Genomic DNA, 14,129 nt, shown 5'->3' on the forward strand with positions numbered 1-14,129 from the left:
CTCCTTCGCTCACCACACTGAGCGAAATCTATTCTATCGTCATTGCTTGGCCATCTGGGCATCAGCAGCGCCAGTGAGGTCGAGCTCGGCGGCGATCGTCGCGCGGCCGGAGCTCGCATCGGCACGGTGATCGGACGCGATCGCGACATAGACCGCCGGCAGCACGAAGAGCGTGAACAGCGTGCCGACAGACATGCCAGCGACGAGCACGAGCCCGATCGAGAAGCGGCTCGCGGCGCCCGCTCCCGTTGCAGTCAACAAGGGTATGAAGCCCGTCACCATTGCCGCCGTGGTCATCAAGATTGGACGCAGTCGGACGCGCGCCGCCATCTCTATAGCCGAGCGACGGTCAAGTCTCTCCTTGAGCTGCAGCTCATTGGCGAACTGAACCATCAAGATGCCGTGTTTGGAGATCAACCCGACCAGTGTCAACAGTCCGACCTGGGTGTAGATGTTCATAGTCGCCCAGCCAAAGAATGGCGGGATCAAGGCACCGACGATTGCCATCGGCACGCTGATCATGATGATAAGGGGATCGCGCAGACTTTCGAACTGCGCCGCAAGCACCAAGAATATGATGATGAGTGCAAATGCAAAGGTAATCGCCAGTTGGTTACCCTCGTGCACATATTGGCGGGCGTCGGCGAGGAAGTCGTGGCTGAAGCCTGCGGGCAGTTTCTTTGCCTCGGCTTCCAGGAAGTCCACAGCCTGACCGATCGTGACGCCGGGCATCGGCACGGCCTGAAAGGTCGCGCAGTTGAGCTGATTGTAGTGGGTGAGCGCGTTCGGATCGGTCGCAGTCTCGGTGGAGACTACGGTAGACAGCGGGAGCATCGAGCCCGTCGCAGTCTTCACATAATAGCTCCCAATTGCTTGCGGGGCCAGGCGTTCCTCGCGCGGCACCTGCGGGATCACCTGGTAGGAGCGACCCTGCAAATTGAAGCGATTGACGTAGTTTCCGCCAAGTAAGGTGGCGAGCGCGTTACCGATGGTCTGCATGGTGATGCCAAGTTCGTTGGCCTTGGATCGATCAACCTTGATTCGTACTACCGGCTGGTTGAACTCGAGGTCGGAGTCGCTCACCATGAACAGACCGCTCTTGCGCGCGGCATCCTTCAGCTTCGACATCTGCTCGTAGACGGATTGGAAGCCAAGCGTCGAATTGATCACCATCTGCACTGGTAGGCCACCCGAGCCGCCCGGAAGCGGCGGCAAGCTAAAGGCAAACGCGTTAATGCCTTCGATTTTCGACAGCTCGGCTTGGACAAGGGACTTTAGCGCGGTCGATGATCGCTTGCGCTCGTCCCATGGCTTGAGCAACATGCCGGCCATGCCACTCTGCTGGCCGCTAAAGCCATTGAGCACGAAGCTCAAATCAGTCTCGGAGAACTTCTGGAACGCTTTTTCGAGCTTGGTGCCGTAATAGTCGAGGTAGTCGATATTGGCGTATTTCGGCGCCTTGGTTAGTGCGAATACGACACCTTGATCCTCCTCGGGCGCGAGTTCCTTGGAAGTATTCATATATAGAAAGCCGACGAGGCCCAACATGGTCAGCGCAAACAGCCCGGTAATCGGACAGTAGTCGAGCGAGCGGTCGAGCTTGCGGCCGTACCATCGTGTCAAGGCGCCGAACCCGCGGTTCACAAACCCTGCAAACCGCCCCCTCTCGGCGCGCTTCAGAAAGAGCGAGCACATCATCGGCGACAGCGTCAAAGCGATTACGCCCGACACGATCACCGCTCCCGCTAGCGTAAACGCGAACTCGCGGAACAACGCACCGGTGAGACCGCCGAGAAATCCGATTGGGGCATATACAGCAGCCAAGGTAATCGTCATGGAGACAACGGGGCCGACGATCTCGCGCGCGCCCCTTGTAGCAGCCTGGAGGGGCGGCGCCCCCTCTTCTAAATGGCGATGAATGTTCTCAACCACCACGATCGCGTCATCGACCACGAGACCGATCGCGAGAACCATCGCAAGGAGAGTCAGGAGATTGAATGAAAACCCCAGCACCAGCATCACGCTGCAGACACCAACGAGCGATAACGGAATAGCGACTACAGGAATGATGACCGACCGCAGCGAGGCCAGGAATAGGAAGATCACCGCCACCACGACCACAACGGCCTCAATGAGCGTCTTCTCCACTTCATCGATCGACGATTGAATGAATTTGGTGGAGTCGTAGGCCACTTTCATCTTCAGTGACGGCGGCAGGTTACGCTCCATTTCTGGAAACAGCGCCCGAACGCCTCGCACTATGCTTTGCGGATTGCCTTGCGGGCTTGCCTGAACGCCGATAAAGACCGCGTGCTCGCCGTTCATGGCGACGCTCATGTCTGTGGTCTGCGCGGCAAGCTCGACTATCGCAATGTCCTCCATGCGCACGAAGCCCCCGTCATTGGCTTTGACGATCATGCGCTTGAAGTCATCGACACTCCGCAGATCCGTGTTTGCAGTGACATCGGAAATGGTGAAATTGCCCTTGGTCTGGCCGGCCGCGGCCTGGAAGTTGTTAGCGGCGATTGCAGCCGAAACTTCAGCCGGCGACACGCCGTACCCTGCCATTCTCGCAGGATCGAGCCATAGCCGCATCGCAAAACTCTGACCGCCCAAGATGTCTGCCGCTGCGACGCCATCGACGGTTGACATAACGGGTTGCACGACGCGCGAGAGGTAGTCGGAGATCGCGCTGGCCGTCAATTCCTCGCTGGAGAAGGCGATATACATTACAGCGGTGATCTGACCGGTCGACTTAGTGACGACCGGATCGTTTGATTCCTTCGGGATCAAATATTTGACTGAGTTGACCTTGGAGAGCACCTCGGTGAGCGCCTCGTTGGGATCGAAATTCAGCTTGATGTAGACTTGGATCGTCGAGGTACCGAGCACCGATGAGGAACTGATGTAGTCGACGCCCTCGGCGGAAGCGACTGCCTGCTCCAGGGGAGTGGTGATGAACCCCTGGATCATGTCGGCGGAGGCGCCAGGATAGGAAGTCGTGATATTGACGACCGTATTAGATAGCTTGGGAAATTGCCGGATCGGCAGTACGGTGGCCGCGCGCAAGCCAATCAGCAGGATCAGGACACTGACGACGATAGACAATACCGGACGTTTGATGAAAAGCTCGGTAAATGCCATCGCGACTCGCATTTCAAGAGGGGGATGCAACTACGCCAGCAACTTGCGCTACGGCAGCGATCATCAATGCGGCGACTGCGCTAAAGCCCGTAGTATGAGGGGAGCGTTATCGGCCACTCTAAGGGCTCACACGTTCCTGAGCATAGCGTGCCCAATCCTCCGCTTCTCCATCTTCGTCGCTTGCATAAACGTTGGCTGAGCTGTTCTGATCGCTGATCGCGATCTCGAATAGTGGGTACCTTCTTAAGATAAAGCCCCTGTCTTTTTTGCGTGCAATCGGCCAAAGGTCCGGTTCAAGATGTTCGTCCTCACACCTGATTGGAACGCAACGACTTCTAGCAAGGTATCAGTTTAGGCTTCGCACCGACTCGTCGATCGAATGATCCAGGTTCGACATCGAAAGTACAAACGACCTGACGGGTCCTCAACTCTACAAAGGTAAGTCGGTAATATAGCATGGGCTGCAAAACACTATACCAAGGTTTGTCGAAACGGTCTCTGGTCGCTGACCTGCCACTGAGTATTTCCTCCAGAAGGAGTTAGAGTCCGGCCTGAAGAAGGACGGACAGATGAAGCGAGCAAGGTTTACGGAAGAGCAGATTATCGCAGTGTTGAAGGAGCATGAGGCCGGGGCGAAGACGGCCGATCTGGCTCGCAGGCACGGGATCTCTGAAGCGACGATCTACAATTGGAAGGCCAAATTCGGCGGCATGGATGTCTCCGAGGCCAAGCGGCTGAGGGCCCTGGAGGAGGAGAACGGGAAGCTGAAGAAGCTTCTTGCCGAGCAGATGCTCGATGCAGCCGCCCTTCGCGAGCTCCTTTCAAAAAAATGGTAGGGCCCGCCGCCAAGCGCGCTGCTGTCGCGCATCTGCAGGCCGTCATGAGCCTGTCGGAACGGCGGGCCTGCTCGATCGTGGGCGCGGATCGGAAGATGGTCCGTTACCGCTCCAGCCGTCCGCCGGACGCTGCTCTACGCGGCCGGCTGCGTGACCTCGCCAACGAGCGGCGACGTTTTGGCTACCGCCGGCTGTTCGTCCTGCTGCGGCGAGAGGGAGAGCCCTCGGGGATCAACCGGATCTACCGGCTTTATCGGGAAGAAGGGCTCACCGTCCGCAAGCGGCGGGCTCGCCGCAAGGCCGTGGGGACCCGTGCCCCGATCCTGGTCGAGGCGAGGCCCAATGCGCGCTGGTCGCTGGATTTCGTCCACGACCAGTTCGCCAACGGTCGGCGCTTCCGCATCCTCAACATCGTCGACGACGTCACCAAGGAATGCCTGGGCGCCATTCCGGACACATCGATCTCGGGGCGGCGCGTGGCCCGCGAACTGACGGCGATCGTCGAGCGGCGCGGCAAGCCAGGAATGATCGTGTCCGACCATGGCACCGAGTTCACCTGCAACGCCATGCTCGCCTGGTGCAAGGACGCAGCCATCGACTGGCACTTCATCGCACCAGGAAAGCCGATGCAGAACGGCTTTGTCGAGAGCTTCAACGGCCGGATGCGCGACGAACTGCTCAACGAGACCTTGTTCTTCGAACTCGACGATGCTCGCGCCAAGATCGCCAACTGGGTTGCCGACTACAATCTCCAGCGGCCTCACTCGTCGCTGAAATACCTGACCCCCGCGGCCTATGCCGCCCACCTCACCGCAACGGACGACCGGCTGCGCAACCCCGACCAGCTCCGCCGATCGTCCGTTGCTCCACCCGCGCCACTTGGCGTACAAAACCCCGAGACTCTAACCGCCACCGGATGAAAACTCAGTGGCAGGTCATCGCAGCCGCGAGAAACTTGTGATGTTGCCAAATGCAAAGTTCTCGGTCCCACAATATTCCGCAAGCACCCCCTATCGCATCGCTAACTCTCTGAACAACGTCGGCTCGGGGTTCGCCCTTTGCTACCAGGTCGACACGTCTGTAAAAAGTTGCCTTGAGCACTTCTTCCAGCTCAATATGCTGCGTACGGTTTGACTACGCATTGCGCTACGGAGTTGGCGACGCCAGTATTACGTTGTCGATCAGCCGGGTCGAGCCGACGTAGGCTGCCGCACAAAGCGCCGCGGGGCGTCGCAGTGGACTATCGGCGGTGTTGAGCGTGTCACCGTCGACAAGTTCAAGATACTGCAGTCGGTCAACTGCCTCTAAATGCCGCTTGGCGATAGCAATCAGCCTTTCTACGTTGCGCTCTCCAGAGCGAAATTCATCGAGCGCGGCGGATAGCCCACGATTGATCGTAAGGGCCCGCTGACGTTCTTCCTTGCTGAGATACCGGTTGCGACTGCTCATCGCGAGCCCATCCTGTTCGCGAACGGTTGGTACGGTGACGATCTCGATGGGGAGATTGAGATCAACCGCCATGCGACGCACGACTGCACATTGCTGAAAATCCTTCTGGCCAAAAAACACGACGTCGGGCTGCACCATGTTGAACAACTTGCATACGACAGTCGCGACACCGCGAAAATGTCCAGGCCTGAATGCTCCGCACAGAGGTTTCGCTAGGTCGCCCGGTTCAATGAAAGTCTCGAAATGGCTCGGATAGACTTCCTGTGCATCCGGCGCAAAGAGGATCGCAACCCCGGCATCGCGGCACAGTCCCTCATCGCGCAAGAAGTCGCGCGGATAGGTGCTGAGATCCTCGTTTGGTCCGAACTGAGTGGGGTTGACGAAGATGCTGACGACCGTGACGTCGCATTGCCCCTGGCTCGCCGCGATCAGCGCCAAGTGGCCATCGTGGAGATAGCCCATTGTCGGCACGAATCCGACCCGTTGATCGGCACTGCGGGCTTTTGCGAGAGTGCGGCGAAGCTCAGCGACCGTCGCGATTGTTTGCATGTCGACCTTTACATCGGTTTGGGTTGGACGGCGCCCAGTTGGTAATTGCCTCGCCGACGCCTTCAGGAAGTCGATAGGACTCTTGCGGTCCCGGGAATGCACCACTGCGGACATCCGCGGCCCAGCGCGAAAGCGCATCATGCAACTGCTGGAAGCCTTCCGCATAGGCGCGAACGAATTTGGGGCGTTGACCTTCGGTCAGGCCCAGCACGTCGTGAAACACGAGCACCTGCCCCGAACAGTCCGGGCCGGCGCCGATTCCGATCGTCGGTATTGTCAAGGAGTCGGTTGCTCGAGCAGCAAGCTCGGCCGGAATGCCTTCCAACACCAAAGCGAAACAGCCGGCCTCCTGCAGACGGTGAGCATCATCGAGCAACCGCAGCGCTTCATCCGCTTTCCGGCCCTGCACCTTGAAGCCGCCCATGACATTGACGCTCTGGGGCATAAGGCCCAGATGACCCATCACCGGAATCTCGCAATCGACAAGGGCACGTACCATCTCGATACGCTTGCCGCCGCCCTCGAGTTTCACCGCGGCTGCGCCTCGCTGCAGGAATCCGCCGGCATTGCGTATGGTTTCCTCGACGCTGAGGTGGAAGCTAAGAAACGGCATATCGGCGACGAGTAAAGCTCGAGGCTTGCTGCGTGCAACGGCTTCCAGATGATGGTTCATCATCGCCACGCTCACCGGTAGCGTGTTTTCAAATCCAAGGCAAACGTTACCGACACTATCACCGACGAGAATTATATCGACGGAAGGATCCGCGATACGCGCCAGAACCGCGTCGTAGGCAGTGGTCATGACGACACGCCGGCTCTCCTCTTTCCACTTCTGCAGCATGGGAATCGTGATGCGCTCAACCGGCTGCTCTAAAACGTGGCTCATTGGACCCCCATCGCGTCGACGACTTCAGTTCGATTATGCGGCGCGAAGTCGCCTGCTGCTTCCGAACTGACCGAGTATGTCAGGTGTTCAGTAATCTGGTTGCTGCGATCGAAAGGGCGACTCTTCGGCCTTAACTCAACAATTTTCTGCTCGTCCAAGAAGGACGAACTGCAAGCAATGAGTTGGTCGCCGACTTGGCAGATCCGCGCCGCAGCGCCGTTGAGGACACAGCAACGTGAGCCGCGTACGCCGAGAATGACGTAAGTCGAGATTCGTGCCCCGGATTTCTTGTTCCAGGTCTCCACGAACTCCGTCGGTAGAATGCCCGCCTCGTGACAGCGACCTGGATCGAGGGTGACGGAACCGGGATAATAAAGATTGGTCTCTGTGACATGGATGCCGTGCAGCTTAGCAGAGAGCACTTTTCTCATTTGAAATATCGTTGAGCCTTTGCGCACCTGGTGCTTCCTAGGGAGCTTGGAAGAAAATTGTCAACCGGCGAAGATAAAAAGAAATCGACACCTCGAAAATGGCCCGCGAACGGATGGAAATTCCTTTTGGTTGCGCGATCACCAGACGAAGACTTTCTCGGCCGGTGTGTTGGGTCATGCGGGCGTGGCCAATGACTTCGGCAGATTCGCGGACCGGCTGTGGCGATCGGCGACCGATCCGGCCTGCTTCTAGACCAGCTCATCGGCTGCATCGTTAACTCCAGCGTAGATTTCCTCGAGGTCCGCCGACGTGACACAATACGGCGGCATAACATAGATCGTATTGCCAAGCGGGCGCAGCAGCAGATCTCGATCTCTAAAAAACGCCTGCAGTCTCGGCCCGATATTGGCGAGGTACCCCTCGTCGCACACCTTCAGCTCGAGTGCTGTGATAGTACCAGTTTGACGGACGTTCCCGAAGCGCGCGTCCGCGCGAAATGGTTCGATTTTCTGTTTCTGCATTGCAGCGACTGAGGCCACACGCTCGTAGGTCTCATGGTTGCACCAGAGATCCAGGTTCGCCTTGGCAGCGGCGCACGCCACCGGATTTGCCGTGTAAGAACTGGAATGGAAGAAGGTGCGGGTTCGGTCTTTCGAATAGTGTGCGTCGAAAATCTCCGCGCGGCAGAGCGTCACCGCAAGCGGAAGAGAGCCACCCGTGAGGCCCTTGGAATAGCAGGCAATGTCGGGCGTGACACCGGCCTGCTCGCAAGCGAATAATGTTCCAGTGCGCCCCCAGCCAGTCATGACCTCGTCGGCAATGAACAGGACGCCTGAGGCCTCACAGATCCGTTTCATTTCATTTAGGACCCAAGCAGGATACATAAGCATCCCGCCAGCCCCCAGGATCAGGGGCTCGACGATGAAGGCAGCCGGGTTTTCGTTGCGACACGCGACCTCGAGCGCGTCGAGCGTCGCCTGTTCATGACCCAGCGCCGGGAACGGCACTGAGGTAACCTCGAAAAGCAGAGGTTCGTAGGCCGCATTGAACACACCACGCGCGCCGACCGACATCGTCCCCACCGTGTCGCCATGATAGGAATGCTGCATCACGACGATACGCGAGCGCGACCCGCCTATGTTGCGCCAATAGCCGAGCGCCAATTTCAGCGCGACCTCCACGCTGGTCGAGCCGCTGTCGGAGAAGAAAACGTAGTCGAGGCCACGGGGCGCAAGCTTCAGAAGCAGGGATGCCACCTCTTCGGCGGGTTCATGAGTGTGGCCCGCGAAGATGATCTGGTTGAGCTTTTCCGCCTGCTTTTGAATGGCGCTCACGATGTAAGGATGGCAATGGCCATGGGTCACTACCCACCAAGACGCGATCGCGTCGATGATGCGACGGTCATCCGCGGTGTAAAGATATGCGCCCTGGCCGCGCAAAACCTTTATCATCTCGCCTTGCAGCGCATGTTGGGTAAACGGATGCCAGATCCGCGACTTTGCTTTGCACATTATGAATCGAAATCACCACCATGGAACGAGACCTTAAAGGCCGCGCGAAGCGCGTCGGCCGTGAGTGGAACAAGGCACGGCAGCCGGCCCAGCTTCCGCACTTGTCCGATCCTGCAAATGGTGCTCTCGGTGTCGACGTTCTCTTCGCCGATGAACGCGATACCGCGAATTTCAATGTTGCGATTGTGCAAGGCCTCGAGCGAAAGCAGCGAATGATTGATGGTACCGAGGGCAGTGCGCGCGCAGAGAATGACTGGCAGCCGCCATCGTGCAAAGACGTCGATGTAGAGTTCGTTGCGATTGAGCGGTACCATCAGCCCGCCCGCCCCCTCGATCACGAGCGGGCGATCCCCGGTGTCCGGTACATCGAGTGAGGTGGCGTCGATATGAAGGCGATCGAGTTCTGCTGCGAGATGTGGTGACGCTGGCGTCTCAAGACGATACCGCTCTGGCACAATCCGATCGTCTGGAAGTTCAGCCAGTCGTTTAACGACCTGGGAATCGATCTCCCCTCGAAGACCAGCCTGGACAGGTTTCCAATAATAGGCATCAAGAAAATCGACGACTCCTGCGGAAAAGATCGTCTTGCCGACCTCAGTGTCGGTGCCGGTGACTACGAATCGCCGAGCCATCTTGCCTCGCTTCCGGTTTCTTCCATCAAAGCATCGAGCAACGCACGCACATCATCCTCTCGGACATTCAGCGTCAGGGAGATTCGCAGCCGATCTGTGCCCGCCGGCACAGTCGGTGGTCGGATTCCCCGAACGTCGAATCCGCGAGCCTGCAGCATCGATGCCAGTTTCATGGCGCGCGCGTTGTCGCCGTGAAGGCGACCAAGCTGGCCAGGCGTTGTTGCCGTTCCGGCTCCTCCTTCAAGATTGATAGCGCCTCCTGCACGGCAACAGCCAGCAAAGGGGACGCGGCGGTTGCAAAAATGAATGGACGGCAACGGTTGACCATGAAGTCGCGCAGCACCCGGCTCGCGGTGACGAGGGCACCGGCGGCGCCCAACGCCTTGCCGCACGTATGAACGACCACCAGGTTCTCGCGCCCTTCGTAGGGGGCGGTCAGCCACTTTCCCTGCTCACTATACACGCCAGTGGCATGAGCTTCGTCTACCAAAAGGAACGCATCATGCCTGTCGGCGATTGCGACAAGCTCCTTGAGCGGCGCGAAATCGCCGTCCATGCTGTACAGACTTTCAGCCACGATCCAGACGCGGCCCGTCCCGCCTTTCACTCGCCAGTCGCGGATTGTGTTTTCGACCGACGTCGGGGCGTTGTGAGCGCTTTCGCGAAACTCGGCTCGTCCGGACCGTGCGCCTTCGTGAATGCTCGCGTGCACGAGCGAATCGAGTACCAGCAGATCGCCCCGTTGAGGCAACAGGATCGCAAAATTCGCCACATATCCGCCGCTGAAAAACAGCGCCGTCTCGGCTCCGAAAATGTGCGCGGCCTCCAGTTCGAGACGTTCGTGCTCGTCGCAATTTCCGCGCAGGAGGCGTGACCCGCCGGCCCCGATTGGAGTGCCGGCTTCCAGCGCTGCCGCCATAGCCTTCTTCATGCGCGGTGCACTCGCCGGCGCGAGATAGTCGTTCGATCCAAGATCAATGCCCGAACGCGGCGCTAGGCGCCGCAGCCCGTCCTGCTCGTTCAGGGCCCGCAAGGCGGCGTGATAAGTGGCCACCTTGCCCGCGCGTGTTGAAGTCATCAATCAATCCCGCGTGTAGTAGGGGTGCTTGCGTAAATCATTTAGGCAGCCGCTATCGCGAAGCCCCGCTTCTTCCTGACATTCTTCAAGGGTTTCTCAAGGGCGGCGGACGCCCCTTTGGGCGTCAATTACTGTGAACGCTATCGTTGGCCGGCGCAGATTGCCTGTTGACCGGCTGCGCCTGGTCGAGGCTGGATTTGATGCCGAGCCGCTCGAGCAACTCCATGTCGCGCTCGCGCTGCGAGTTGCGCGTGGTTAGAAGCGCCTCGCCGATAAAGATCGAGTTAGCGCCGGCGAGAAAGCACAGCGCCTGCAATTCGTCGGTCATGTATTGCCGCCCGGCGGACAGCCGCACCACGCTTTGTGGCATCAGGATGCGTGCGACCGCGACGAGACGCGCGAGGGAGATTGGATCGGGGCGTTCCGCGGTTTCCATGACCGGCACGCCCTTGACCTCGTTCCAGAGGTTGATTGGCACGCTATCCGGATGGCTCGGAAGATTTGCGAGCAGCACCAGCATGGCGATCCGGTCCACGACGCGCTCCCCCATGCCGATGATGCCGCCGCTGCAGACCTTGATGCCCGCCGCGCGCACCTCCGTGAGCGTGTCGATACGATCCTGCAAGATCCGCGTGGCGATGATCTGGCCATAGAATTCGGGCGAGGTATCGACGTTGTGGTTGTAGAAGTCGAGGCCGGCCTCACGCAAACGCTGCGCCTGAGGAGCGGTCACCATTCCGAGCGTCACGCAGGTTTCCAGTCCGAGACCCTTCACCGCGCTGACCATCTCGCAGACATGGCCTAGGTCCCGGTCCTTCGGACTGCGCCACGCAGCCGCCATACAGAACCGCGCCGCGCCGGCCGCTTTCGCACGCTCGGCGGCCGCGATCACATCCACCTTGTCCATCAGCCGCGTCGCTTTCAGCCCCGTGTCATAATGCGAGCTCTGCGAGCAATAACCGCAATCCTCTGGGCAGCCGCCAGTCTTGAGGCTGAGAAGGCTCGCGGTCTCCAAATGATTGGGATCAAATCGGCGGCGGTGAACGGCCTGGGCGCGGAACATCAGGTCGGAGAACGGCGCGTTGTAGAGCGTCGTCGCCTCTCCAACGGTCCAGTCGTGGCGAACGGGTTCGATGTCGCAGCCATCCTCCGATTTTGTTTTCGCGCTTGGGACTATCCGAGCCACGAGGCCTCCTTCGAACTATAGATAATCCTTATGATTATCTATCATATTCCATCTCGAGGTATGTTAACTGACGTCTGGCCGCCACGCACGATGTTTTATAGTAGATAATCTATGATGACTTTAAGCGACAACGCGACAACTGCGCAACGCATTGCGCATTCGATCGCGCACCGCATTATCAGCGGCGCGCTACAACCAGACGCACCGCTGCGGCAGGACCATATCGCGCGCGAATTCAACTCGAGCCACGTCCCCGTGCGGGAAGCTTTTCGGCAACTGGAGGCACAACATCTCGTTGTTGCCGCCCCCCGCCGCGGCGTGCGCGTTGCATCGCTCGACGCGAAGTCGGTGAAGGAGATCGCCGAGATGCGCGCCGCGTTGGAAGTGATCGCGCTGCGGAATGCCTCGCCGAAACTTACGTCGGCTCATCTGGCGCGGATTGAGCTCGCCCTGATCGAAGCAGACAATGCGGACACAATTCAGGAATTCGAGATCGCGAATCGCGCATTTCATCACGCCCTTGTGGCGCCCTGCGCAATGCCTCGATTGCTCGCCTGCCTCGATGGGCTGCAACTCGCAAACTCGCGACTGGTGTTCGCGATGGCGCGCAGTGCCGGATGGTGCCCGCGCTCCAATCAGGATCACCGCTTGATTCTGCAAGCATTACGATCGCGCAATATCGATCAAGCCTGCGATCTGCTTGCGCGTCACATTCAAACCATTGAGCGCCTCGTCCTCCCGGCGTCATTATGAGGGACAACAATGCAATCGCAACCATGCGGCGTCCGTCGCTGGCACGATACCAAGATTGCCCTGCGATCAGCCTTCATCTCACACGAGCCAGAGCCAGCTATGATTCGCCACATCGTCCTATTCACAGCCAAAACAAGACCACATCGTCGAATCGCCGACGGACTCTCGGTTCTTACCGCCGTCCCACATGCACGACGGCTCGAGATCGCGCGCAACCGCAAAGGCCGATCAGCTCGGTAATGACATCGACTCGTTGCTTACGATGAATTCGAGAATGATTCTGAGATCGCCGCCCATAAGGGTGCACGATCGCTACAAAGAATCGATCGAACGGGTACGACCACTGCGAGAGCTTCGATTCGCGGCCTTGGCGGATGTCGGCTCGTAAGCCTGATGCACGTCCCCGATTTGCCCTGGATCGAGCCGGTCGCGGCGATGCGACGTCTCGCACATCAACCCGTCGACAGCGCAGCAAACACGAATTACTTGGACGGTTGTCATATCTGGCCTGCGATCCGTTCAGCAGCTACGAGGGCAAGACGATTGTACTGACTGGTATAAGCCATCCGGTGGAGCTCCGTCAGTTCCTCCAAGGGTCCGCGCACCGGCGAAAGACATCAATCTCCTCTAAGATCCGCAGCGAAGGCGCGCTGCGCTTCGCTTGTTCGAACGCCTGTCTCATGGAAACAGTCGTCTGATGGCGAAGGGGCCTCCGAGTTCGCTCAGGTCAATCCTGAAGGCTAGTCTCTCGAGATGGCGACGGGCGCGTCGACCACGAGGATCTTGCCGTATCCAGGCTGTCCATGAGCAAGATGCCGTTTGGAAGCTGTAACTGGAGCGCATGGTATCGTTCCGGATCCGCGCGGCTCGATCACGAACTGGACCGCCAAGTAAGGCGAAAGCTTCGGGTGCCACGGATTCGACGACGCTGAGACGCCAAGCGCCTGTAGGAGAAGCGACCGAAACCCACGGAATCGCGGCTCGGACGAAGCCCGTGTCCAAAGATTGAATTTGCAACCTAAGTGAGCAAGATCTGCGCGGCTAAAGCTGCGTGATCTCCTCCGGTTCCGCCGGCTTCATGCGGAAGGCGGGACACTGAAGAACAGAAAGAAAATCGAGTGGAAACTGATCACCGACCTGCCCGTTCAGTCACGCAAGGACGCCGTTGAGAAGCTCGAATGGTATGCGCTGAGGTGGAAAATCGAGGTGTTCCACAAGATTCTCAAATCGGGCTGCGAGGAAGCGAAGAAGCTCTCCGGGAACGACCGAAACTGGCAGTTTTCAGCATATTGACTTGGGTTTATCTCGACGACTGCCAACGGAGAGCCTTCATGTACATATCACCCCACTTTCGAGACGACGACCCCGAGAACATTTGAGCGACAATCCGCTGCTCAGATGGGCCACTTGAAGGCGAACACGACGCGCTGTAATCCGCAATGGCACGGCCTCGATCGGAGAAGCTCCTGCGATCTGGCGCAGAGGCTTATGTGACGCCATCCTAGTATCCAGCAAGCGACAAGCTGAACATGTGGTGCCGACATGGAACTACATCGCGGTTCACGCCAATAGGCCGATTGAGTTCTTCGAGGATCCCAATCGCCTGCTCGAGATCGTGACGCGTCTGACGAATATCCATGAGACGTGACGCGCGACGCCTTGGGCCGTCAGCG

Annotated in this window: 10 protein-coding genes and 2 pseudogenes; 4 read left to right on the plus strand and 8 right to left on the minus strand. The window is 58.8% G+C overall.

What is annotated here, in order from left to right; genetic code table 11:
* Positions 1-39 precede the first annotated feature (39 nt).
* Positions 40-3,144: an efflux RND transporter permease subunit gene (locus ACVWW6_RS02875; RefSeq protein ID WP_161533233.1), complete on the minus strand. Its 3,105-nt coding sequence runs from the start codon at positions 3,142-3,144 to the stop codon at positions 40-42.
* A 569-nt stretch (positions 3,145-3,713) separates the two neighbouring features.
* Here ACVWW6_RS02875 and ACVWW6_RS02880 point away from each other — a divergent pair.
* A protein-coding gene (locus tag ACVWW6_RS02880; protein ID WP_456680096.1) for an IS3 family transposase occupies positions 3,714-4,900 on the plus strand; the annotation gives its coding sequence in 2 pieces (ribosomal slippage) (positions 3,714-3,966 and positions 3,966-4,900; 1,188 coding nt in all).
* A 226-nt stretch (positions 4,901-5,126) separates the two neighbouring features.
* Here the strand turns inward: ACVWW6_RS02880 and panC are convergent.
* From panC to bioB, 7 genes and pseudogenes are all read right to left on the minus strand, one after another.
* Positions 5,127-5,978 (minus strand): pantoate--beta-alanine ligase, encoded by an 852-nt coding sequence (panC, locus tag ACVWW6_RS02885; protein ID WP_456680097.1) that lies wholly within the window; start codon positions 5,976-5,978, stop codon positions 5,127-5,129.
* On the minus strand, positions 5,953-6,864 hold the full coding sequence (panB, locus tag ACVWW6_RS02890; protein WP_271611793.1) for a 3-methyl-2-oxobutanoate hydroxymethyltransferase: 912 nt from the start codon (positions 6,862-6,864) through the stop codon (positions 5,953-5,955). Before panB ends, panC begins: the two co-directional genes overlap by 26 nt.
* Entirely contained in the window at positions 6,861-7,295 is a 435-nt protein-coding gene (locus ACVWW6_RS02895) for an aspartate 1-decarboxylase (protein WP_271553299.1), read from the minus strand. Before ACVWW6_RS02895 ends, panB begins: the two co-directional genes overlap by 4 nt.
* Before the next feature lie 249 nt (positions 7,296-7,544).
* Entirely contained in the window at positions 7,545-8,807 is a 1,263-nt protein-coding gene (locus ACVWW6_RS02900) for an adenosylmethionine--8-amino-7-oxononanoate transaminase (RefSeq protein WP_161533229.1), read from the minus strand.
* The gene (gene bioD, locus ACVWW6_RS02905) at positions 8,807-9,439 is read right to left on the minus strand and encodes a dethiobiotin synthase (protein WP_271553300.1); all 633 of its coding nucleotides are present in this window, start codon (positions 9,437-9,439) and stop codon (positions 8,807-8,809) included. The genes ACVWW6_RS02900 and bioD overlap by 1 nt, the downstream gene beginning before the upstream one ends.
* Positions 9,421-10,517, minus strand: a pseudogene (locus ACVWW6_RS02910) (8-amino-7-oxononanoate synthase). Before ACVWW6_RS02910 ends, bioD begins: the two are co-directional and overlap by 19 nt.
* Before the next feature lie 124 nt (positions 10,518-10,641).
* Positions 10,642-11,694, minus strand: a complete 1,053-nt coding sequence (bioB, locus tag ACVWW6_RS02915; protein WP_456683115.1) for a biotin synthase BioB — start codon at positions 11,692-11,694, stop codon at positions 10,642-10,644.
* A 123-nt stretch (positions 11,695-11,817) separates the two neighbouring features.
* Between bioB and ACVWW6_RS02920 the strand changes: the two genes are divergently transcribed.
* The 3 genes and pseudogenes from ACVWW6_RS02920 (at position 11,818) to ACVWW6_RS02930 (ending at position 14,104) form a co-directional block, all read left to right on the plus strand.
* Positions 11,818-12,456, plus strand: a complete 639-nt coding sequence (locus ACVWW6_RS02920) for a GntR family transcriptional regulator (protein WP_456680098.1) — start codon at positions 11,818-11,820, stop codon at positions 12,454-12,456.
* 99 nt (positions 12,457-12,555) lie between these two features.
* A pseudogene (locus ACVWW6_RS02925) lies at positions 12,556-12,844 on the plus strand (Dabb family protein).
* Positions 12,845-13,990: 1,146 nt separating this feature from the next.
* Complete coding sequence (locus ACVWW6_RS02930) at positions 13,991-14,104, plus strand: FMN-binding negative transcriptional regulator (protein ID WP_245570194.1); 114 nt, start codon at positions 13,991-13,993, stop codon at positions 14,102-14,104.
* The last annotated feature ends 25 nt before the right edge of the window (positions 14,105-14,129 follow it).

The organism is Bradyrhizobium sp. USDA 3311, from assembly GCF_054062495.1.